Annotated in this window: 21 protein-coding genes and 1 pseudogene; 9 read left to right on the plus strand and 13 right to left on the minus strand. The window is 76.0% G+C overall.

The window, feature by feature from the left end; all coding sequences use genetic code 11:
- Positions 1-32: 32 nt before the first annotated feature.
- Both QJS33_RS26370 and QJS33_RS26375 read right to left on the minus strand, forming a co-directional pair.
- Complete coding sequence (locus QJS33_RS26370; protein ID WP_306370779.1) at positions 33-749, minus strand: DUF1365 domain-containing protein; 717 nt, start codon at positions 747-749, stop codon at positions 33-35.
- An 11-nt stretch (positions 750-760) separates the two neighbouring features.
- Positions 761-2,038 carry an NAD(P)/FAD-dependent oxidoreductase gene (locus QJS33_RS26375; protein WP_306370780.1) on the minus strand — a complete coding sequence of 426 codons (1,278 nt, stop codon included), beginning with the start codon at positions 2,036-2,038 and terminating at the stop codon, positions 761-763.
- A gap of 164 nt (positions 2,039-2,202) precedes the next feature.
- On the opposite strand from QJS33_RS26375, the pseudogene QJS33_RS26380 reads away from it, so the two are divergent.
- Positions 2,203-3,773: pseudogene (locus tag QJS33_RS26380) on the plus strand (bifunctional phosphatase PAP2/diacylglycerol kinase family protein).
- A 6-nt stretch (positions 3,774-3,779) separates the two neighbouring features.
- Here QJS33_RS26380 and QJS33_RS26385 read toward each other — a convergent pair.
- Positions 3,780-4,208, minus strand: a complete 429-nt coding sequence (locus tag QJS33_RS26385) for a hypothetical protein (RefSeq protein ID WP_306370781.1) — start codon at positions 4,206-4,208, stop codon at positions 3,780-3,782.
- 103 nt (positions 4,209-4,311) lie between these two features.
- A complete protein-coding gene (locus QJS33_RS26390) occupies positions 4,312-5,277 on the minus strand; it encodes a phosphotransferase enzyme family protein (protein ID WP_306370782.1) in 966 nt (321 codons plus the stop codon).
- A gap of 214 nt (positions 5,278-5,491) precedes the next feature.
- On the opposite strand from QJS33_RS26390, the gene QJS33_RS26395 reads away from it, so the two are divergent.
- Positions 5,492-5,737: a hypothetical protein gene (locus QJS33_RS26395; RefSeq protein ID WP_306370783.1), complete on the plus strand. Its 246-nt coding sequence runs from the start codon at positions 5,492-5,494 to the stop codon at positions 5,735-5,737.
- Positions 5,738-5,797: 60 nt separating this feature from the next.
- Here the strand turns inward: QJS33_RS26395 and QJS33_RS26400 are convergent, their stop codons facing one another.
- Positions 5,798-7,396, minus strand: a complete 1,599-nt coding sequence (locus QJS33_RS26400) for a hypothetical protein (protein ID WP_306370784.1) — start codon at positions 7,394-7,396, stop codon at positions 5,798-5,800.
- Between the two features lie 200 nt (positions 7,397-7,596).
- Here QJS33_RS26400 and QJS33_RS26405 point away from each other — a divergent pair, with 200 nt between their 5' ends.
- Entirely contained in the window at positions 7,597-8,538 is a 942-nt protein-coding gene (locus QJS33_RS26405; RefSeq protein WP_306370785.1) for an MBL fold metallo-hydrolase, read from the plus strand.
- Between the two features lie 78 nt (positions 8,539-8,616).
- Positions 8,617-9,837, plus strand: coding sequence for a winged helix-turn-helix domain-containing protein (locus QJS33_RS26410; RefSeq protein ID WP_306370786.1), 1,221 nt, complete (start codon positions 8,617-8,619; stop codon positions 9,835-9,837).
- Positions 9,838-10,001: 164 nt separating this feature from the next.
- Here the strand turns inward: QJS33_RS26410 and QJS33_RS26415 are convergent, their stop codons facing one another.
- Positions 10,002-10,520 carry a PaaI family thioesterase gene (locus QJS33_RS26415; RefSeq protein WP_306370787.1) on the minus strand — a complete coding sequence of 173 codons (519 nt, stop codon included), beginning with the start codon at positions 10,518-10,520 and terminating at the stop codon, positions 10,002-10,004.
- 61 nt (positions 10,521-10,581) lie between these two features.
- On the opposite strand from QJS33_RS26415, the gene QJS33_RS26420 reads away from it, so the two are divergent.
- From QJS33_RS26420 to QJS33_RS26435, 4 genes are all read left to right on the plus strand, one after another.
- Complete coding sequence (locus QJS33_RS26420; RefSeq protein WP_306370788.1) at positions 10,582-11,034, plus strand: helix-turn-helix domain-containing protein; 453 nt, start codon at positions 10,582-10,584, stop codon at positions 11,032-11,034.
- A gap of 91 nt (positions 11,035-11,125) precedes the next feature.
- Entirely contained in the window at positions 11,126-12,175 is a 1,050-nt protein-coding gene (locus QJS33_RS26425; RefSeq protein WP_306370789.1) for a zinc-binding dehydrogenase, read from the plus strand.
- A 124-nt stretch (positions 12,176-12,299) separates the two neighbouring features.
- Complete coding sequence (locus tag QJS33_RS26430; RefSeq protein ID WP_306370790.1) at positions 12,300-12,902, plus strand: hypothetical protein; 603 nt, start codon at positions 12,300-12,302, stop codon at positions 12,900-12,902.
- Positions 12,899-14,050: a PrsW family intramembrane metalloprotease gene (locus tag QJS33_RS26435; protein ID WP_306370791.1), complete on the plus strand. Its 1,152-nt coding sequence runs from the start codon at positions 12,899-12,901 to the stop codon at positions 14,048-14,050. The genes QJS33_RS26430 and QJS33_RS26435 overlap by 4 nt, the downstream gene beginning before the upstream one ends.
- A 51-nt stretch (positions 14,051-14,101) precedes the next feature.
- On the opposite strand, the gene QJS33_RS26440 is transcribed toward QJS33_RS26435, so the two are convergent.
- The 5 genes from QJS33_RS26440 to QJS33_RS26460 are packed head-to-tail and all read right to left on the minus strand — an operon-like array spanning position 14,102 to position 17,874.
- Positions 14,102-14,584, minus strand: a complete 483-nt coding sequence (locus tag QJS33_RS26440) for a hypothetical protein (protein WP_306370792.1) — start codon at positions 14,582-14,584, stop codon at positions 14,102-14,104.
- A gap of 9 nt (positions 14,585-14,593) precedes the next feature.
- A complete protein-coding gene (locus tag QJS33_RS26445; RefSeq protein ID WP_306370793.1) occupies positions 14,594-15,334 on the minus strand; it encodes a dihydrofolate reductase family protein in 741 nt (246 codons plus the stop codon).
- A complete protein-coding gene (locus QJS33_RS26450; protein ID WP_306370794.1) occupies positions 15,331-16,023 on the minus strand; it encodes a hypothetical protein in 693 nt (230 codons plus the stop codon). The genes QJS33_RS26445 and QJS33_RS26450 overlap by 4 nt, the downstream gene beginning before the upstream one ends.
- Before the next feature lie 28 nt (positions 16,024-16,051).
- Positions 16,052-16,912, minus strand: a complete 861-nt coding sequence (folP, locus tag QJS33_RS26455) for a dihydropteroate synthase (RefSeq protein WP_306370795.1) — start codon at positions 16,910-16,912, stop codon at positions 16,052-16,054.
- Entirely contained in the window at positions 16,909-17,874 is a 966-nt protein-coding gene (locus QJS33_RS26460) for a glucosyl-3-phosphoglycerate synthase (RefSeq protein ID WP_306370796.1), read from the minus strand. Before QJS33_RS26460 ends, folP begins: the two co-directional genes overlap by 4 nt.
- Before the next feature lie 238 nt (positions 17,875-18,112).
- Here QJS33_RS26460 and QJS33_RS26465 point away from each other — a divergent pair, with 238 nt between their 5' ends.
- Positions 18,113-20,113 (plus strand): serine/threonine-protein kinase, encoded by a 2,001-nt coding sequence (locus QJS33_RS26465; RefSeq protein ID WP_306370797.1) that lies wholly within the window; start codon positions 18,113-18,115, stop codon positions 20,111-20,113.
- On the opposite strand, the gene QJS33_RS26470 is transcribed toward QJS33_RS26465, so the two are convergent.
- Positions 20,101-20,250, minus strand: a complete 150-nt coding sequence (locus tag QJS33_RS26470; RefSeq protein ID WP_306370798.1) for a hypothetical protein — start codon at positions 20,248-20,250, stop codon at positions 20,101-20,103. The two genes, QJS33_RS26465 and QJS33_RS26470, sit on opposite strands and share 13 nt — an antisense overlap.
- A gap of 133 nt (positions 20,251-20,383) precedes the next feature.
- Positions 20,384-21,085, minus strand: coding sequence for a gamma-glutamyl-gamma-aminobutyrate hydrolase family protein (locus tag QJS33_RS26475; RefSeq protein WP_306370799.1), 702 nt, complete (start codon positions 21,083-21,085; stop codon positions 20,384-20,386).
- Positions 21,086-21,095: the final 10 nt, after the last annotated feature.

Genomic DNA, 21,095 nt, shown 5'->3' on the forward strand with positions numbered 1-21,095 from the left:
GGCCGGCGTCGCCGGGGGCGGGGTCGTGGTGGTCATGGTCGTGTACCTGTCCTCTCGTGTGCGGTGGTGTCGCGGTGGCCCGGCCGCGGGTGGACCGGAACGCCGCGCAGGTAGAGGCCGATCCCCCGGGTGCGGATGCGGGCCGCGCCGACGAGCGGGGCGAGCGGGCGGCGCAGGGCCAGGCGGAGCAGGGAGGCGGCGGTGGCCGGGACGCGGCGCCCCCGGACCGAGGCGGCGAAGGGCGGTGACCCGCCGGTGTGCAGGGTGACGGTGAGGGAGAGCCGCTCCCCCGGTTCGGGCAGGGCCAGGCGGTAGGTCCCGTCGGTCCCGTGGAACGGGGAGACGTACATGGCCTTGGCGGTCTCCGCGCGCCCGCGCGCGTCCACGTCGAGGAGGTAGCGGTGGCGGTCGCCGTAGGTGTTGTGCACCTCGGCGACGACGTGGGCGAGGGTCCCGTCCCGGCGGTGGCACCAGTAGACGGTCAGCGGATCGAAGGCGTACCCCAGGACCCGGGCGTGGCCGAGCACGAGGACCGGCCCGCCGTCCGGCCGTACGCCCCGCCCGGCCAGGTACCCCTCCAGGTCGGCGCGGTCGGCCCGGTGCCCGAACCCCGCCAGGACGCGCAACGGCCACGGGAGCCGGGGCGGGTGGTCGAGATCGGTCAGCCAGTAGTAGGTCCGGTGTGCGAAGGCGGAGCGCACCGGGGCGGCCCGGACGTGCCGGACGACGGCCTCGTAAAGTGCGGGCACCGCGGGGGTGCTCACCACGCCGCCCCCAGGCTCTCGGCGGCTCGGACCCCGGAGGCGCAGCCGTCCTCGTGGAAGCCCCAGCCGTGGTGGGCCCCGGCGAACGCGACGACGCCGTCGTCCAGGTCGGGCAGACGGCGCTGCGCGGCCAGCACCTCGGGGGTGTACACGGGGTGTTCGTAGTCCATCTCGGCCAGCACCAGGTCGGGACGGATCCGTCCGTCGTCGTTGAGGGTGACCAGGTGGCGGCGTCGGCCGGGCAGGCGCTGCAACCGGGTCATGTCGTAGGTGACCCGCACGGCCCCCTCGCGCGGGTCGCAGGAGGGCAGCCGGTGGTTCCAGCTCGCCCGGACCGCCGGGTCGCGGGGCAGCACGGAGGCGTCGGTGTGCAGCAGGGTCCGGTTGCGGGAGTAGCGGAACGAGCCCAGCACCGCCCGCTCGTCGGGGGTGGGCCGCTCCAGCAGGGCCAGCGCCCGGTCGGCGTGGACCGCGACGACGGCGGCGTCGAACTCCAGCACGTCGCCGCCCGCCCGCAGCCGGACCCCGCCCGGACGACGCTCCAGCGACCGGACGGGCGCCCCGGTGCGGACCGCGTCGAGGTTCTTCGCGATCCGCTCGACGTAGGAGCGCGAGCCGCCCGCGACCGTCCGCCACCGGGGCGATCCCCAGACGCCGAGCATGCCGTGGTGGTCGAGGAACGTGAACAGGTATCGGGCGGGGTAGTCCAGTGCGGTCCCGGGCGGGCACGACCACACCGCCGACACCAGGGGAACCAGGAAGTGCGCGATGGTGTGGCGGCTCAGCCCGCGGTCGGCGGCGAACTCCCCCAGGGTGGGCCCGGGTCCGTCGTCGGGGGCGGCCAGGAGCGCACGGGCGGCCCGGTGGAAGCGGGGGATCTCGACGAGCATCCGCAGGTGCGCGGCACCGGCGCGGGAGCCGGTGGGCAGCAGGGCGCGGGCGCCGCGGGCGCCCGCGTACTCCAGTCCGCAGCCGTCGCAGGACACCGAGAGGCTCATCTCGGCGGGCCGGGTCTCCACGCCCAGCTCATCGAAGATGCGGGTCAGGTGAGGGTAGGTGCGGCGGTTGTGGACGATGAAGCCGCTGTCCACGAGGAGTTCGCCGCCGTCCTCGCCGGTGACCCGGTGGGTGTGGGCGTGGCCGCCCAGGCGGTCGTCGGCCTCCAACAGGGTGACCTCGGCACGGCCGCGCAGGATGTGCGCGGCGGTCAGCCCGGAGACCCCGGAGCCGACAACGGCGATACGGCGGCGATGGGTGTGCCTGTCCTGGGCCACACGTGTCCCTTCAGTGGGGGCTGGTACCCGGTATTCGGGGCCGGTCGGGCCGCGGATGGGTCACCCGCGCGGGAAAACATGTGAGGCGGGACACAGAAGTGTCCGCGGGGCCGGACCCACCGGGGGTCCTGGACATCGGAGCGGCACGGCGGCACCGTGGACGGATGCGTGCACTACGAGCCATCGACCGCCTGGACCGCAGGATCCACCGCTTCGTGACCGGCCTGGGGGCGCCCGCCCTGGACCCCTGCACTCCGAGGTTCGTGCAGGCCACGGACACCGGCCCCGGCCCCGTCCTGAGAAATTCCAATCGACCGGGGCCTGGCACCGTAGACGGTTCCTGGTGTCGGCGACACTGGCCGCGACCGGCGGCCCCCGGATGCGGCGCACCGCCCTGCGCGCCATGGCCGCCGCGGCGGCGGCCAACGCGGTCTCCGCCGGGGTCAAGCACCTGAACGACCGCACCCGTCCGGACCTGTCCCGGGTGCCGCGGACCCGGATCCCCTACCGCGACTACCGCAGCTCCTCCTTCCCGTCCGGGCACACGGCGGCGGCCGTCGGCTATGCCGCGGGGATCGCCGCCGACGCCCCGCGCCCGCTGGCGGCGCTGGTGGCGGTGCTGGCCGGGGCGGTGGCGGTGTCCCGGGTGCACAGCGGCGTCCACTACCCCGGGGACGTGCTGGGCGGGGCGGCCATCGGGCTGGCCGCGGGGCTGGCGGCGCGGGCGGCGGTGCCGCCCCGGCCGGAGCTGGCCCACGGGGCCGAGACACTGCCCGGGGGTGTGCACCGCGAACCGGCCCCGGACGAGGACGCGCTGTCCACCGGGGCGCTGCCCGGGACCGGGGTGACGGTGGTGGTCAACCCCCGCTCGGCCGACGTGCTCCCGGCCGTGGTCGCCGAGGGGCTGCCCGGACCGGCCCTGGACGGCACGCCGTCGCGGATCGCGCGGGCGCTGCCGGGCGCCACGATCGTCGCCCTGTCCGAGGAGGACGACATCGCCGAGGTGATGGACGGGGCCGCCGCGGCGAGCGCGGTGCTGGCGGTGGCGGGCGGCGACGGAACCGTCAACGCGGGGGCGCGCGCCGCCCTGGACCACGACCGGCCGCTGCTGGTGATCCCCGACGGCACACTCGACAACTTCGCCCGGACGCTGGGTCTGACCTCGGTGGAGGCCGCGCTGCGCGCCTACTCCGACGGCCGCCTCGCCCGGGTGGACGTGGGCGAGGTCGACGGGCGCGTCTTCCTCAACACCGCGTCGTTCGGCTCCTACCCGCGCATGGTGGAGCGGCGCGACCGGTGGGCGCCGCGGATCGGCAAGTGGCCCGCGTTCGCCCTGGCCCTGTGGCACGACCTGCGCGAGGTCGACCCCGTCGCGGCCGTCGTGGACGGGCACGAGACCAGGGTGTGGTGGGCGTTCGTGGGCAACGGCCGCTACCGCACGCACGCCCGGGTCCCGGCGCTGCGCGAGAGCCTGGTGGACGGGCGCCTGGACGTGCGGGTCCTGGGCGCCCGCTCCCCGTTCCCCCGGCTGCGGGCGGCCCTGGACGTGCTGCTGGGCCGGTACTGGCAGGGCGAGGGCTACCGGGAGCGGACCGCCCGGGAGCTGGAGCTGACCCTGCCCGGTCGGCCGCGGCTGCTGGCCGTGGACGGGGAGGTCGTCGAGGGCTCCCGGACCGTGCGGTTCACCAAGCGACCGGCGGCGCTGCGGGTGTTCGTCCCGGCGTCCGGGGCGTGAGGGCCGTCAGCAGCGGTCGCGGTCGCAGCAGTCGCCGATGACCAGCGCCAGCCCGGCGCCGACCAGCCAGGAGTCCTTGGCGATGGGCGTGCCGTCCTGGGTGGGCACCAGAGTGCCCGGACGGCGCATACCGGGGGTGCGCAGGTACAGGCCGACCAGCCCGGCGCCGAACGCGGCGAGCCCGGCGCCCGCGATCCGGCTGGGCACCAGCGGCACCAGCAGGGCGGTGCCCAGGGCGATCTCCCCGGCGGACAGGAGCTTGACGAAGGTGGCGGGGTCGATGTCCTTGAAGAAGGGGTAGGTGCCGGCGGCCATGCCGTGCAGTCCCTGTGCGGTCTCCTCGTCCGCGTCGCGCTTGGACAGTCCGGAGTTGAGGATGAACGCGCCGGTGGCCAGGCGCAGGGGGATGTCGCTGATTCTCATCGGAAGTCGCATGTCGTCTCCGTGGGACGGACGTGGATGACTCAGGGCGATCTGAATGCTACCCAAAGCGACGATCGGGGGCGGGGAGGCCCGCCGTCGGCCCGCCGCACCGGGTTCAGAGCCCGGCGACGATCTCCTCCAGGGCCTGCCACGCCTGTTCGGTGTCGCGGTCGCGCACGTGCGGACGGGAGAAGGCGTCGACGAACTCGGCGACGTCCTGCAACGCCCAGCGCAGCCGGTACAGGTCCAGCCGGTCGGGGTCCACGGGGTGCCCGGAGGCCTCGCTGTAGCGCTCCAGGTCGGCGGTGTCCTGGGCGACCAGCCACAGGTCGCGTTCGGGGGCGGCGGTCCCCACGGTGTCCCAGTCCACCAGCAGCGGCCGGGGGCCGCGCCAGATGACGTTGCCGGGGTGGGGCTCACCGTGGGTGACGACCTGCGGGGCGCCGGTGAGCCGGGCGGCCCGGCGGTCGTACTCCTCCAGGCGGGTGCGCACCAGCTTGGTGTGCTCGGCCAGCAACCGGGCGGCGGGTCCGGAGTAGGGGCCGTGCGCCCCGAGCAGGGACGGGTCCTCCAGCGCGGCGTCCAGGTGGGCGCGGTGCCCGAGTTCCACGGGCGCCGGGGGCACCCCGCGCACCGGGGCGACGCGGTGCAGCCGGGCCAGGGCGTCCAGCAGCAGTCCGCGCAGGTACGGGGTCAGCGGGCGGCCGAACTCGCCGGAGGCGCCCTCCACGTACGGGAAGAGGCTGAGCACCCGGTCGCGGCCCACCGCCCGGACGGTCCGCCCCTCGGGGGTGCGCAGCGGTGCCACGACGAACCCCAGCCCGGAGTCGTCGTGCAGCCGGGCCACGGTGTCCATGGCCGCGGCCAGCCGTTCCCGGGCCTGCACCGGGGTCGGCCCGAGGTAGGCCTTGCGGGACAGGTCGGCGACGGTCGCGAACCAGCGCCGCCCCGAGGTGTCGGTGACCCGCCAGTGGTGGTCGGCGAAGCCGAGGGGCACGTGGGTGAGCGCGACCGGGCGGATGCCCCACGCGCCCAGGGCTTGTCCGATCCGGTCCTCGTGGAGGTCTGGCAACTCCCGCATGCCGCGAAGCTACCAGTGCGCCCCCGGCGGTGCAGGGGTTTTCCCGGGGTTGCCCGTCCCCGTCCGCCCCGGCGGGCGTACGGCCGTGGACGCCGGGCGGTTCGCCGGCCTGTCCGTCGGCGGCCGGATCCTCCGACCGGCGCCCCCACCCCGCCCTGCTCACGGGCTCCCTGGGGATCGCGGTCCGTCGGTCGCCGCGATCCACCATGAACGGGTGGCGGTGCCCACGGTGTTCCTGATCGGTACGGCCGCGTTCATGCTGAACCCCGCCCTCTGCGGACGGCTCCTCGCGATCGCGGCCGACGCCCCGGCCCTTGCGGGGGCGAACACCGTGTCGGCGTTCCGGCCGGGGATCGGCATCACCCCGGTGCCGGCGGCGGTGTCGCTCGCGCAGGGCGCCGCCCTCGCCGCGGCCGCCGTGCCCCCGGTCCTCCTCGACCGGGCCCGGCGGAACCGTTGAACGGCTCCCGGGGCGGGCGGCCGGGGGCCGGGTCGGCGCAACGGCGAAGGGTCCGCGGGCTCAGGCCGCCAGGCCGTGCAGCCGGACCGCGCCGACGCCCCGGGCGAGGGTGACCAGCGCGCCGGGGACGGCCACCGCCCGGTGGTCGTCGGCTCGCGGGCCCAGCGGCAGCGGCCGGGCCCCGCCCGGCGGGTCCAGGACCAGGAGCCGGGGTTCGGCGTCGAAGGGCACCGACCACAGCACCGGGACGTCGGCCTCCTCCCCCGTGTCGGCCCGGACCGCACCGAAGGGCACCGCGACCGCGGCGGGCAGCGCCACGGCCAGCCCCGGACCGTACTCGGGCACCTCGTCACCGGCCAGTGCGGCGGTGTCGGCGATCTCCCCGGCCGGGTCCACCCGGTGGAACAGCACCCGGTCGGCGGCGGTCTCGGCGACGACCGCGCCGGCGGTGTCGGCGTGCACCAGCACGGACCCGCCGTCGGTCCAGGGTTCGGCGGTGATCCGCACCGCGTGCGACCCGTCCCGCGGGTCCAGGACCGCCGGGGCGGTCCCGCCCGTGAGGGGGCCGGCCACCACCACGGGGCGGGCCTCGGGGTCCGTGGCCGCGCCGCCGGTGCGCAGCGCGGGGAACTCCTCCAGCCCCGGCAGCTCACGGGTCCAGCGCTCCCGCCCGTCCCGCGGGTCCAGGGCGGTGACCACCCCGGTCAGGCGGGCGCCGGGGGTGTCGGCGATCTCCGCCAGGGAGGTGTCGCGCAGCCGTTCCTCGGGGGCACAGGCGTAGGCGACCAGGAACAGGCCGGGGGTGCGCAGGGTGTTGTCGGCGTTCCACCCCTGCCAGGGTTCGCAGACCCGGCCGGGCTCCTCCGGGACGGTGAACGACCACGTCTCCCGGAAGTCGGCGGTGTCCCGGGCGCTGATCCGGGGTGCCCCGGTCCCCTCCCGCCAGGAGTACAACAGGGTGCCGGATCCGGCGGCCAGGACTTGCGCGCTCGCATCATCCGGCGGGGGCGGGGTCGTGAACGCCGCCACCGTGGCGCCGCGGGCGGTGTCCAGCTCCACCCAGGCCAGGGTGCCGGTGCGCTCGGGGTCGTCGGGATCGCCGTGGGCGACGTGCACGCGGGTGCCGCCGCCGTGGACGGCGGCGCGGGCGTCGGCGCCGCGCAGCCGGTAACGCCACAGCTCCCCGCCGGTGGCCCCGTCCAGGGCCACCACCCCGTCGTCCAGGACGACCACCGGGCCGAAGGTGCCGGGCAGCACGTCCACCACGGCGCCGTCCGCGGGCGGTGTCCAGGACCAGGCGACCCCGGAGACCTGTGCGGGGACCGGCGGGGCGGTCCCCGGGACGGAGGCGGCGACGGTGTGGTCGACCATCAGGGACAGGGTCAGGGCGCGCACCCCGAACCCGGCGACCAGGGCCAGTGCCAGACCGGCCGCGGCCGGGGGCAGAGAGCGCCGCCGCGGGCGCGCCCGCATCCGGCGCCGCCCGGCCGCGATCAGCAGCAGACCGGTCCCCGCCGCGGAGAGCGCCGCCCACCAGGGGACCTCGGGGGCGAGCGCCAGCGCCGCCCCGCCCAGGCACAGCCCGGTGCCGCACCAGCCCAGCGGGCCGCGCAGGGAGGTGTCCCCGGTGTCCCGGCCGACCGTCGGGTCCTCGACCACGCACGCCTCCCCTCGCACCGGCGCACACGCGCCGACCATACGACGCGCGGGTGGTGTGTTCGGTTTTCCGGCGTGCGCCGCGGCCGCCGCCCGGAACGGATGATCCCCCTGATTCCGGACGGTATTCCCGTGACCACCGCACCGTGACCCCCGGCGTCGGTAACCTGGCGGACCGCGCACCGGCCACGAGGAGGATCGGCATGGGAGAGGGCACCGCCACCGGGCCAGCGGCGGCCGCGCTCACGGAGGTCGTCGAGGGGGTGCACGCCTGGGTCCAGCCCGACGGCACCTGGTGGGTCAACAATGCCGGGGCCGTCGTCGGCCGGGACGGGGTACTGGTCGTGGACACCTGCGCCACACGGGAGCGCACCCGCCGGTTCCTCGCCGCCCTGGCCTCGGCCACCGGGGGCGCACCCGTGCGTTGGGCGGTCAACACGCACCAGCACGGCGACCACGCCTACGGCAACTCGCTGCTGCCCGACACCACCGCGCTCATCGGCCAGGCCGCCATGCGCGAGGCGCTGCTGCACGACCCGGTCTTCGAGGACTGCCCGCCCGCCTGGGAGCCGCACCCCGACTGGGGCGCGGTCACCCGCCGGGTCCCCTCCATCACCCTGGACCGGGAGCTGACCGTGCACGTGGGCGGGCGCCGGGTGGAGCTGCGCCACCCCGGGTACACCGCGCACACCCCCGGCGACGTGGTGGCCTGGCTGCCCGAGGAGGGGGTGCTGTTCACCGGCGACCTGATCTTCCACGGGTCGACGCCGCTGGTGTTCACGGGCTCGGTGCAGGGGGCGCTGCGGTCGCTGGCGTGGCTGCGCTCCTTCGGACCCGGGCACGTGGTGCCCGGCCACGGGCCGGTGTTCGGCGCCGCCGACCTGGACGCGGTGCTGGCCGCCCACGAGCGGTACTACCGGTTCGTGCTGGCCGCGGCCCGGGACGGGGCCGCCGCCGGGCTGAGTCCGCTGGAGAACGCGCGCGCCCTGGACCTGGGCGAGTTCGCCGACTGGGACGACGCCGAACGCATCGTGCTCAACCTGCACCGCGTCCGGGCGGACCTGGCCGGGGAGCCGGTGGACCCGCGCGCCGCCCTGGACGACGCCGTCGCCTGGAACGGCGGACCCCTGGCCACCACCCTGTAGCCCGCGGGACCGGGGGAATGTCGGGGGCGTGCGGTTCACTGGGCCGCACACCCCGCCCCCCCACCCCCGGAGCCCTGCGTGGACACCCTCGAACTCGACACCCGGGCGGTGCGCCGCCTGGCCGTGCGCCGCCAGCGCCTGTCCGGGCCCCGGCCCGCCCCCGGCCCCGACGGCCTGCGCGAGGTGCTGCGCGACCTGCGCTGCCTACAGATCGACCCGGTCGGCGTGGTCGCCCGCAGCCACCGGCTGGTGCTGTGGAGCAGGCTGGGCGGGTTCCGGCACGCCGACCTGGACGCGCTGCTGTGGGAGGAGCGCTGGCTCTTCGAGTACTGGGCGCACGCGGCGTCGATGGTGCTCACCGAGGACCTGCCGCTGCACCGGCGGCTGATGCGCCGCCACCCGGGCGAGGGCTCCCGCCCGGCGGTGTGGGCCCAGGCCAACGGGGAGCTGCGCGAGCACGTCCTGTGCCGGCTGCGCGAGGCCGGCCCGCTGCCCACCGACGGGTTCGAGGACCGGGCGGCGGTGCCCTGGGAGTCCACCGGGTGGACGGCCGGTCGCAACGTGGAGCGGATGCTGGAACTGCTGTGGTTCCAGGGGCGGATCATGGTGGCCGGGCGGCGCGGCCGCACCCGGCTGTGGGACCTGGCGGAGCGGCGGCTGCCCGCGTGGGCCGACCGGTCGGAGCTGCCCGACGCCGAGATCGAGGAGCGGTCGGCCGAGCACGCGCTGCGGGCACTGGGCGCCGGGCGGGCCCGGGACGTGCGCCGGCACTTCGTGCGCGAGCGGTACGGCGACGCGGCGGCGACCCTGGAGCGGCTGGTGGCCCGGGGGCGGGCGGTGCGGGCCCGGGTGGAGGGGAGCGACGAGCCGTGGTTCGTGCACGCCGACGTGCTGCCGCTGGTGGAGACGGCCGCGGGCGCCGGCTGGGAGGGGCGGACGACGCTGCTGTCGCCGTTCGACAACCTGCTGTGCGACCGGGAGCGGACCTCCCTGCTGTGGGGGTTCGACTACGTCAACGAGATGTACACGCCCCGGGCGAGGCGGCGGTTCGGGTACTACGTGCTGCCGGTGCTGCACGGGGACCGGCTGGTGGGGCGGGTGGCGGCCCGCGCGGACCGGCGGCGCGGGGTGCTGGAGCTGGAGGGCGTGTACGCCGAGGAGTGGGTGGCGGACGAGGGGGCGGCACCGGGGCTGGCGGAGGCGGTCGCGGACCTGGCCGGGCCGGCCGGGGTGGGGTCGGTGGCCCGCACCGGCCCGGTGCCGCCGGTGTGGCGGTCGGCGCTGGCGGCCCTGGACTAGGGTGTTCCGCGGATGCCCACCCTGCCTCGCGGTGTCCCGGCACATCCCTCACCGCGTTCCCGTCAACCGGCGGGAGAACCGCCCCGGCTCCTTCCCCGGCCTTGCGGTGCAGGCACCAGGACCCCGCTCGCGACGAGCGGCATCCGCGGAGAACACCCTGGAGGCTAGAGGTCGAAGACCAGGCAGGTGGAGGAGGCGGTGGCCACGACCTTGCCGGACTCGTCGCGGATGTCGCCCTCGGCGAAGGCGACGCGGCGCCCCGGTTTGGGCACCCACCCGCGGGCGGTCAGGGTCGTCCCGGCCGTGACCGGGCGCAGGTAGTTGACCTTGATCTCGATGGAGGTGTACCCGGACCCGGCGGGCAGGGTGGTCTGGACGGCGCAGCCCGCCACCGTGTCGAGCAGGGTGCAGACGTAGCCGCCGTGGACGATGCCCAGCGGGTTGTAGACGGAGTCGTCGGGGGTGCCGGTGAAGACGATCTCGCCCTCGCCGACCGACACGAGGCCGAAGCCCATCAGGACGGCGATGGGCGGTGGGGGAAGCTCGCCGTCGGCCATGGCGCGCAGGTGGTCGGCGCCGGTGAGGCCCTCGCGTCCGGCGACGACGACCTTGGGGTCGTACCAGGTCACGGTCTTCTCGCGCGGCTCTCCCCAGGTGGCCGGGGCCGGTGTGCTGTCGGTCATGGACGCACCCTAACAGGTCGGTTTGTTTTTCCAACTCGCCGGGGTGTGCCATTCTGGGGACATGGCGCAGACGGAGACGACGAAGCCCAACCCCACCGTCCCGGGACGCCCCTGCCCGGCGGCCGGCGCGCTGCGCCTCGTCGGCGAGAAGTGGTCCCTGCTGATCGTGCGCGAACTCCTCCTGGGCGTGCGCCGGTTCGACGCCATCGCCCGCAACACCGGCGCCCCGCGCGACCGGCTCGCCGCCCGTCTGCGCGCCCTGGAGGAGGCGGGCGTCGTCGAGCGCCGTGCCTACAGCGAGCGCCCGCCGCGCCACGAGTACCACCTGACCGATGCCGGCCGCGACCTCGCCCCGGTCGTCACCGCCCTCGCCCACTGGGGCTCCACCTGGCTCTACGACGAGCCCCCGGTGGTGTTCCACCACCGCGACCACGTCGCCGCCCTGGACACCACCCCCACCTGCACCGCCTGCGGCTCCCCCGCCGACCACCTCACCCCCCACCCCCACTCCTGACCCCCGGCCAGGGGAAGTGTTTACGCGGGGAGGCAGGAAGGCGGGAAATCCGGTGGGGAGATAAGGGGCAGGGGCGGCGGGAGGGGGCGAGATGCGGGCGCTGCGATTGCACGGGCCCCGGGACCTGCGGGTGGACGAGGTGCCCGAGCCCCGGCTCGTGCCCGGGGCGGTGAAGATCCGGGTCGGGTGGAACGGCATCTGCGAGTTCGACGTGCGCAACTACCTCGACCCCGTGCTGCCCGACGAGTACCTCCACCCCGTGCTGCGCACGCACGGCCCGCACGTGCAGGGGCACGAGTTCTCCGGGCGGGTCGTCGAGGCCGCCGCCGACGTGCGCGGACCGACTGAGGGCGCGGTGGTCGCGGTGGAGCCCCTGGTGTTCGACGGCAGCTGCGCCGCCTGCCGCCGGGGCGAGTACAACCTGTGCGAGAACTTCGGTTTCATCGGCCTGATGGGCGGGGGCGGCGGCATGTCCGAGTACGTGGTCGTGCCCGCCGACCGGGTGCACGTGATGCCCGAGGACGTCTCCCCCACGGTGTCCGCCCTGGTGGAGCCCCTCGCGGTGGCCTGGCACGCGGTGGGCCGCGCCGGGCTGGGCGAGGGCGACAACGTGCTCGTCATCGGCGCCGGATCGGTGGGGCTGGGGGTGCTCATGGCCGCCCGGGCGCACGGCGCCGCGCACGTGACGGTGAGCGAGGTGTCCGCGCTGCGCCGCCGGATCGCCACGGACCTGGGGGCCGACCTGGTGCTCGACCCCGCGACGACGGACGTGGTCGCCGCCGTCCGCGAGCGCGCGCCCCTGGGGGCCGACGTCTCCTTCGAGACCTCCGGCGCCGGAACGGACTCGGTGACCTCGCTGATCGGTGCCCTGCGCAAGGGCGGCCGGGCCGTCACCGTGTCCGAGGGGCGGCCGGTGATGCTGGACCCCGCGGTGCTGGCCTTCACCGAGATCGGGCTGGTGGGCAGCTTCGGCTACGGACCCGTCGACTTCCCCGAGGTCATCGAGGCGATCGGCCGCGGCACCCTGCACCCCAAGGCGCTGATCACCGACCGGCTCTCGCTGGAGGAGGCGCGGGAGAAGGGCTACGAGGAGCTGATCGCGCACGGCGACGACCACGTGAAGATCCTCGTGCACCCCTGAGGCCCAGGGAACGGTGAAATCCCCGTCAAAATGCGCCAAGTCCCTACTTTCCCGACAGCACACTCGGCCGCCGGTGTTTCCCTTGTTCGGACAGACCATCACCTTGAGTGACGAAAGGGGCGCCATGGCACAGCCGAGCGGTACGGCGCCGGGAACGATCCGCGACCACTGGATCCCGCTGGGCATCGCGACTGCGGTGGCGGTCCTCCTGGTCGTCGTCTGGTCGCTGGTCGACGCCCTGTTGCCGGGGACCCAGCGAATCCACGCCGGTGACGAGATCACGCTCGGCGGGGACGGCGGGTACCGGGCCGCCCTGACCCTGCCCCAGGACGGGTGGCTCCTCGACGTCGGATCCAGCCAGGCCGGACAGACCTACCGGTTCCACCGGGGGACCGTGGACCTGACCGTCACCTCGGTCACACCCGTCGGCGACCCGCTGCCCGACGCGAAGCAGCTGTGGGCGGGCATGGGCGACATCGCCCGCGCCGGGGACCCCACCGCGAGACTGGGCGAACCCGAGGTGATCACCACCGAGCAGGGCGTCGAGGGGCTGACCGGGGTCATGCGCAGCCGCACCGAGGAGGGCGCCGCCGTGCTGTACCCCTCCCCCGACGGGGAGTTCGCCGTGGAGATGACCCTGGGCGGTGCGGACGCCACCATCGCGGACCTGGAGGCGGTCGCCGACGTCGCCCGCGCCGTCACGTTCACCGAGGAGGGCGAACGATGAGCCAGGCACCCGACGGGTCCCGGCTGCCCGACACCGCGGCCGGGGCGGTGCCCGCCCAGCGCCACTCGCGGCAGGACGCACCCGGGCCGCAGCGGGTCCCGGCGCCCCGCGCCCCCGAGCGGACCGTGCTGGGGTACCACCTGCCCGCGTTCACCTCGATGGTCGTCATCGGCGTGCTGAGCCTGCTCGGGCTGGGCACCCTGGCTGTCCAGCTCGGCGGGACGGTGCGGGTGTTCTTCGCCGAGGCGGCGCTGGGGCTGGTCTTCGCCGCCGCGACCCTGCTGTTCGGGTTCTGGCTGTTCCGGCGCATCCGGCCGGTGCGCGCCCCCGACCTCGCCGCCTCGCTGGTGGCGGTGCTGTGGGGGCTGACCGCGGCGACCGGCGGCGCCCTGCTGGCCAACAGCGCGCTCACCGGGGTGTGGTCCAAGACCCTGGGGCTGGAGTTCTCCGCCGTCTGGGGTGCGGCGATGACGGCGCCGTTCAACGAGGAGCTGTTCAAGCTCGCCGGGATCGTCCTGGTGGCCGTGGCCTTCCCCCGCTCCGTGCGCGGGCCGATCGACGGGTTCATCGTCGGCGCCCTGGTGGGCCTCGGCTTCGAGGTGACCGAGAACCTCATCTACGGGCTCAACACGGTGATCCAGGCGGGCGGGGTGAACGGCGGCGAGGCGGTGGCGCAGTCGATGGTCGTGCGGGTGTTCCTCACCGGCCTGGGCTCGCACTGGGCGATGTCCGCGGTGGCCGGAACCGCTGTCGGCCTGCTCGCGGCCGCGGGGTGGCTGCCGAGCGGGCGCCGGGCGCTCGGGGCGGCGGCCCTGGTCCTGACGGCGATGGCGATGCACTGGCTGTTCGACTCACCACTGCCGGCGGGCGTCGTCGGCATCGTCGTCAAGGTGCTGATCGACTTCACAATCGCCATGGCGGTGTACTTCGCCGCCCGCCACGCCCACCGGCGCCGGGTCCGCAGAGCCCTGGCCAGGGAGGGCGAGGAGGTGGGCCTGCGCCGCTCCGCGGCGGTCGCCCTGGCCCGGCGCCGCGCCCGCCGCAGGGCGCTGCACGATGTGCCCGAGGCCGAACGCGCCGAGGCCCGGCGCGTCCAGGCCCTGATGGTGGACTCCGCCGAGGACCGCGCCTTCGCACGCACCGTCTGACCGCACGGCCGACGAGGGGCCGGGGGCGCCCCCGGCCCCTGCCTCCGTGCGTCAGGCGCTCGCGTCCAAGAGTTCCCGGGCCGGTTCCCGGAAGCGGGCGACGAGGGCCCGCTCCGGCTCCGGGGCGAGGGCGCCGTCCCGCGCCATCGCCGATTCCCACTCCAGGGAAACGTAGAGGAACCCCAGGTGGTCGTACTCGCCCTCGCCCCAGGAGGCGTTGGAACACAGGTGGCCGTACACCGCCTCGGCCGCCCGGACCGCCTCCCGCGCGTCCGGGTCCCCCGCGAGCGTCCGGGTACGGATCCGGCGCGCCGCGTACACGTGCGCCTCCCCGTAGCCGGGCCAGGACAGGCCCAGCTCCGCAAGCGCTTCGGCGAACGGTTCCTCCGCCGGGTCGGCGCGGCCCAGCCCGGCCACCTCCCGCAGAGCGGGCGAGTCCAGCCCCCGGGCCAGCGCCTCGGCCGCGACCATCGGCAGGTCGACGTGCGTGCGTCCGATGACCGCGTCCACCAGCTGTTCGCGCGGCACGTCCATCAGGGGCTCCTAGGGGGTGGGGCGGACGAAGCGGTGCAGCAGGGTGCCCCCGGCCTCCAGGATGAGCCGGGGGCGCAGCTCCAGGCCGGCCGGGACGCCGAAGGCGATCCGGCGGGCGTCGCCGCCCGCCAGCAGCGGAACCGTGGTCAGGCACAGCTCGTCCAGCAGGCCGTGGGCGGCCACGTCGGCCAGCAGGGACGGGCCGCCCTCGCACAGCACCCGGGACAGCCCGCGGTCGGCCAGGTCGGCCAGGGCCGCGCCCAGGTCCACCTCGGCATCGCCGTGCACCAGGACCCGGTCGGCGCCCAACAGCGCGCGGGCGCGCTCCAGCGCCTCGGCCCCCGCCCCGGCGCGGGTGACCATCCACGCCCCGCCGCGGTCCCGGGCCGGGGCCGCCAGGCCCGGGGGCACCAGCGCCGAACGGCTCACCACCGCCACGTCCGGGCACGGGGTGCGCCCCGGCCGCACCCGCGGCCCGGGGCGGCGGTAGCCCTCGGCGCGCGCGGTCCCCGCACCCACCAGGACGACGTCGGCCAGGTCCCGCAGCAGCCGGTAGACCTCGTGGTCGGGCGGGGTGTTGATGGACCCGGTCAGCCCGTCCTCGCCGGTGCCCGCCCCGTCCAGGGTGGCGACCATGTTCGCGCGCGTCCACCCCTCCGGGTGGGCGTACAGCACCGCCAGCGCCTCACCCGAGACCTCGGTCCCCGGGACCGCCGTGCGCGGGGCGATCTCGTTGAGCAGGACCCTCATCGCCGGGCCCCCGGCCAGAGGGCCACCAGGTACAGCACCCCGAAGGGGTCGTCGGCGTAGAGCAGGCGGGCCCCGGCGACCGGCGTCCCGGACCGGGCGTGCGCCAGGGCCTGGAGGGCGGAGCGGCCGCCGATGAGCAGGTCCGCGCACAGCGCGGGGTCCAGGTCCAGCAGCGCCGCCGTGTCCCCGGCCGCCAGGGCCGCGCGGATCGCCTCGTCCACCGGGAAGGTGCGTTCGTCCAGGTGGCCGGGGGCGCGCAGCCCGCGCCGGGCGCCCGCGTCGGCCATGACCAGCAGCCCCACCCGCTCGGGGCGGTCGGCGATCGCCCGGCCCCGCCGGGCCGTCTCCGCCGGGCCGGCGTCGACGGCGATGGTGCCCATCTCCACCGGCACCCGTACGCCCAGGTCGTCCAGCAGGCGGCGGGCCACGGCCAGGGAGGTCGGCAGCGCCTCGGCCTCGGGGACGCGCTCACCCGGCCCGCCGAAGGCCGACAGCGGGATGCGGCCCTCGACCCGCTCGGCCGAGCGCTCGTCGGCGCCCAGCACCACGATCACGTCCGGTGCGGCGGCGATCAGCGCGCCGACCGCCTCCTCGCACGCCTTGCGCAGGTCGGCGGCCACGTCCCGGCCGCCGGTCAGCTCCCGCAGGAGCAGCGGCGGCGACGGGCACACGGCGGTGGCGACGATCAACGGTCCCCCCTCCCGGAGCGGCGGCCCCTCATGCCAGCCCCCGCACGGTCCGCGCGGGGGGCCGTACCCCGCGGATCGAGGCGACCATGTCCAGGATCTGCCGGGTCTCGGCCACCTCGTGCACCCGGTACACCCGGGCACCGTGCCAGGCGCACACCGCGGTGGCGGCCAGTGTTCCGGTCAACCGCTCCCCCACGGGCAGGTCCAGGGTCTCACCGACGAAGTCCTTGTTGGACAGCGACACGAGCACCGGCCACCCGGTGGCGGTCATCTCGTCCAGGCGGCGGGTCAGTTCCAGGGAGTGCCAGGTGTTCTTGGCGAAGTCGTGGGCCGGGTCGATGAACACCGACGCCGGGTCCACCCCCAGCGCCACCGCGCGCTCGGCCAGGGCGACGGTGGCGGACACCGCGTCGGCGACCACGTCCTCGTAGCGCACCCGGTGCGGCCGGGTGCGCGGGGTGACCCCGGCGGTGTGGGTGCACACCAGGGCGGCCCCGAACTCGGCGGCGACCTCCGCCAGCCCGGGGTCGTAGCCGCCCCAGGCGTCGTTGAGCAGGTCGGCCCCGGCCTCGCAGACCGCGCGGCCCACCGAGGCCCGCCAGGTGTCGACACTGATGACCAGGTCGGGGAACTCGGCGCGGACGGCGGCGACGAAGTCGACGACGCGGCGCTTCTCCTCGTCGACGCCGATCTCCTCACCGGGCGCGGCCTTGATCCCCCCGATGTCCACGATGTCGGCGCCCTCGGCGACGACCCTGCGCACCCGCTCGAAGGCGGGTCCGTCGTCCCAGGTGGCGCCCTTGTCGTAGAAGGAGTCGGGGGTCCGGTTGACGATCGCCATCACCAGCGACTCGTGCTCACCGTACTCCCGGCCCCGCAGCCTCATCACCGGCCGACCGCTCCTCCCAGCACCCGGAAGCGCTCCGGCCCGACCCCGACGGCCGGCGGGCGCTCCACGGTACTGACCGTACCCGTGTGCGGACGCCCGTGCCCGTCGGAGGCGTCGAACCAGCGGATCGGGACGTCGCCGCCGTGTTCGATCCCGCACCGCCGGTCGGCGATGGCGAGCAGCTCGGTGGCCATGGCGCCCAGACCGCGCAGCGACTGGTGGCGGTGGGCGCGCCGCCCCAGGTCCACCTGGGCCACCGCGTGCACTCCGCACCGCAGGTGGGTGTCGATGAGCACGGCCAGTTCGACGCCGTACCCGGTGGGCACCGACAGCTGTTGGAACAGGTCCCGGCGGATCGCCCACTCGCCCGACAGCGGCTGGACCACACCGGACAGGGCGGGCCAGCGCAGTGCCAGGGTGGGGCGGGCGACCAGCTCGGTGACCCGGCCGCCCTCGTGGCTGACCCGGGTGCCGCCGGGCAGGTCGAGCAGCCGGTCGTAGAACCCCTTGACCAGCCACACCCCGGGCTCGGTGAGCAGCGGCCCCAGCAGGGCGGAGACGAAATGGGTGTCCCATTCCACGAGGTCGGCGTCGAGGAAGGCGATGATGTCGCCGGAGGTGACGAACTGCGACTTCCACATCGCCTCGCCCTTGCCGCGCCGGTGCCCCAGGTCGGGACGGACGTCGACGGTCCGGTGGACGGTCGCCCCCGCCTCTGCGGCCGCCCGGCCGGTGGCGTCGGTGGAGTCGGAGTCCATGACGACGATCTCGTCGAGCAGGGGCGTGCGCTCCACCAGGGCGGCCCGCACCCGGGAGACGATGCCCCCGACGGTGGCCTCCTCGTTCCGGGCCGGTATGACCAGGCTGACGGTCAGGCCCCGCCGCCGTTTGAGGTCCAGGAGCCGTTCCGGCGTCCAGTCGGTGTGCCGATAGGTGCGGTCCTCGAACCAGGTGTCGCTCACAAGCCCTCCCACAAGCCCTCCCAGCGGCCAAGACTACGGCCCACTGTGCCCGGCCCGGCCGCCGGTCCGTGTTTCGTCCACCCTGAATCCCGGTGAAATCCGCGTCACCGCCGGTCACGGGGACGGACGCCGCGGGAGGTTCCGGGAATCCCGAGGCCGTAGGCTGAGCGACAGCGGCGAAACGCTCGCCCCCGAGCCCGGACCCGCCCCCGTTCCGACGCCAGAAGGACCTCTGCCCGTGCAGCCCCTGGACCCCACAGACCCCGAACGCATCGGCCGCTACCGGCTGACCCACCGCCTGGGCGCGGGCGGCATGGGCCGGGTGTACCTGGGGCGCACCGCAGCGGGCCGCAAGGTCGTGGTGAAGGTGATCCTGCCCCAGTACGCGGGCGACGCCGAGTTCCGCGGACGGTTCGCCCGGGAGGCGGCGGCCGCCGCCCGGGTGGGCGGGTTCCACACCGCGCCCGTGGTGGACGCCGATCCCGACGGGGATCCGCCGTGGATCGTCAGCGCGTTCATCCCCGGCCCGTCCCTGCACGAGGTGTTGGCCGGGCGGGGACCGCTGCCGCACCCGACACTGCGGGTGCTGGCGGTGGGCCTGGCCGAGGGGCTGGAGGCGATCCACGGCGCCGGGCTGACCCACCGCGACCTCAAGCCCGCCAACGTGCTGATGGCCTCGGACGGGCCGCGCATCATCGACTTCGGCATCGCCCGGCCCAGCGGGGACTCCTCCGGGCTGACCCGGACCGGGGCCACCCTGGGCACCCCGCTGTACATGTCGCCCGAGCAGGTGGACGCGCTGGAGGTGGGCCCGGGCTCGGACATGTTCTCGCTGGGCACGGTGCTGGCGCACGCGGCGGTGGGGCGCAACCCGTTCGACGCCCCCACCCTGGCCGGGATCGTGCGCAACCTCATCGGTCCGCCGCCGGAGGTCCCGGAGAGCGTCCCGGCGGAGCTGCGGGCGGTCATCGCCCGCTGCTGGCGGCACTCCCCGGCGCAGCGGCCCACTCCGCAGGAGGTCACCGAGATGATCGGGGACGTCGACCCGGAGCTGGACTGGCCGGCCTTCGGGGCCGGCCAGGCGGGCGCCCCCGGGACGGGGTCGGCCGCGCCCCGGCCGACGGACCGCCCGGTGTACGGCGGCGGCCCGTCCTACGGCTCCGGAGCAGGGTCCGGAGCCCCGGCGTACAGCGTGCCGATGGGCACCCGGGAAACAGGTGTTCCGGCGGGGACCGCCCCCCGGGCGCCGGAGTCCGAGGAGTCCCTGCGCTCGGAGTCGGCGGTCTTCGACCGGCTGCGCGAGGGCGGCGACCACGCCACGGCGCTGGCCGGGTACGAGCGCCTGCTGCCCCGGCTGCGGGAGTCCCTGGGCCCCGACCACCCGCGGACCCTGAAACTGCGGTCGCGGATCGCGGTCTGCAAGGAGGGTCTGGGCGACCACCGGGGCGCCCTGGAGGAGTACCGCTCCCTGCTGTCCGAGCAGGCGGCGCTGCTGGGCACCGACCACGTCGACACCCTGGGCACCCGGTTCCAGATCGCCTACCAGCTGGGCGAGCTGAACGACCATGAGGCCGCGCTGGCCGCCTACCGCGCCGTCCTACCGGACCTGGCCCGGGTGCTGGGCCCCGACCACGACCACACGCTCACCGCCCGGGAGAACATCACCGACCACCTGTCGGCGGTGAGCGACCACCGGGGCGCCCTGGAGGAGCACCGGCGCCTGCTCGGCGACCGCATCCGGACGCTGGGCCCCGACCACCCCGACACCCTCGCGACCCGCCGGGCCATCGCCAACACCCTGGGGGACCTGGGGGACGACGCGGCCTCGTTGGCCGAGCACCGCAGGCTGCTGCCCGACCGGTCCCGGGTGCTGGGCCCGGACCACCCGGACACGCTCACCACCCGGTTCGAGATCGCCTACCGGCTGGGCGAGCTGGGCGACCACGGGGCGGCGCTGTGGGAGGCACTGACGCTGCTGCCCGACATGACCCGGGTCATGGGCGCCGACGACCCCCGGACCCTGGCGTTCCGCCTGGAGATCGCCCGGCTGCACCGGCTCCAGGGGAACCCGTCGGCGGCGGGCGCCACCCTGCGCTCACTGGCCGCGGACCTGGACCGGCTGCCGCGGGGGCGGGGGGCGGACTCGCTGCGGACCCGGGTGCGGGTGGAGTCGGAGGTCCTGCGGGAGTGGACACTGCCGCGCCTCCCGCAGAGCGGTCCCCCGCCCTACACGGGCTGACCGCCGTCCGGTGTTCCGGGCCGCCCGGCCGCCGCGGCGGCGGTCAGGCGGTCCGGCCCGGCGAGGTCGGGGACGCGGACGATGGTGTCCACGCCGGTCCCGCCGACGACGAGGACGTCGGTCCGGGGGTGCGTCACGTGCGTCCCCTTCCATTGCGGCGTCCCCGGCGGCGCGCGTCGGCGGACGGTGTCGGGGAAAGCCCAGGAGTACCGCGGCGCGGCCCCGGACCGCCGGTGACGGCCCCGGACCGCCGGTGACGGCCCGGGGCCGTCACCGCTCCTGCGCCGCCCGTGTCGTGAGCCAGGTGAACAGGCTCGGGTCGGTGCCCATCTCCGGGTGCCACTGCACGCCCAGAACGGTGTCGGTGTCCTCGTATTCGAGGGCCTCCACGGTGCCGTCGTCGGCCCACCCGGTGGCCCGCACCCCGGTTCCGAGGTCGGCGACGGCCTGGTGGTGGTAGGAGGGCGCGTCCAGGCGGGTGCGGCCCAGCACCCGGGCGGTGAGCGTGCCCTCGGCGACGGTGACCGGGTGGGGGTCGAACACCCCGGTGCGCCGCCGGTGCCCGTCGTGGCCGACCGCGTCGGGCAGGTGCTGGTGCAGGGTCCCGCCGCGGAACACGTTGAGCAGCTGCATGCCCCGGCAGACCCCCAGCACCGGCAGGCCCCGGTCCAGGGCCGCGGTCAGCAGCGCGTCCTCCGCGGCGTCCCGCGCCCGGTGGACCCCGGCGGTGCGCTCGGCGCGGTCGGCGCCGTAGCGGGCCGGGTCGATGTCGCCGCCGCCCGCCAGCAGCAGCCCGTCCAGGGCGCGGACCGCCCCGGCCGCGTTCGCGACCGGGGGCAGCAGAACGGGCACCGCGCCGGTGGCGGCGACCGCGTCCACGTACTCCTGCGGCAGCAGGGCGGCGGCCGTGTCCCACACCCCCCAGCGGGCGCGTTCGGCGTAGGCGGAGATCCCGATGACCGGCGCGGCCACGGCGCGCCTC

It is taken from the genome of Nocardiopsis sp. CC223A, assembly GCF_030766825.1.
Classification (GTDB): domain Bacteria; phylum Actinomycetota; class Actinomycetes; order Streptosporangiales; family Streptosporangiaceae; genus Nocardiopsis.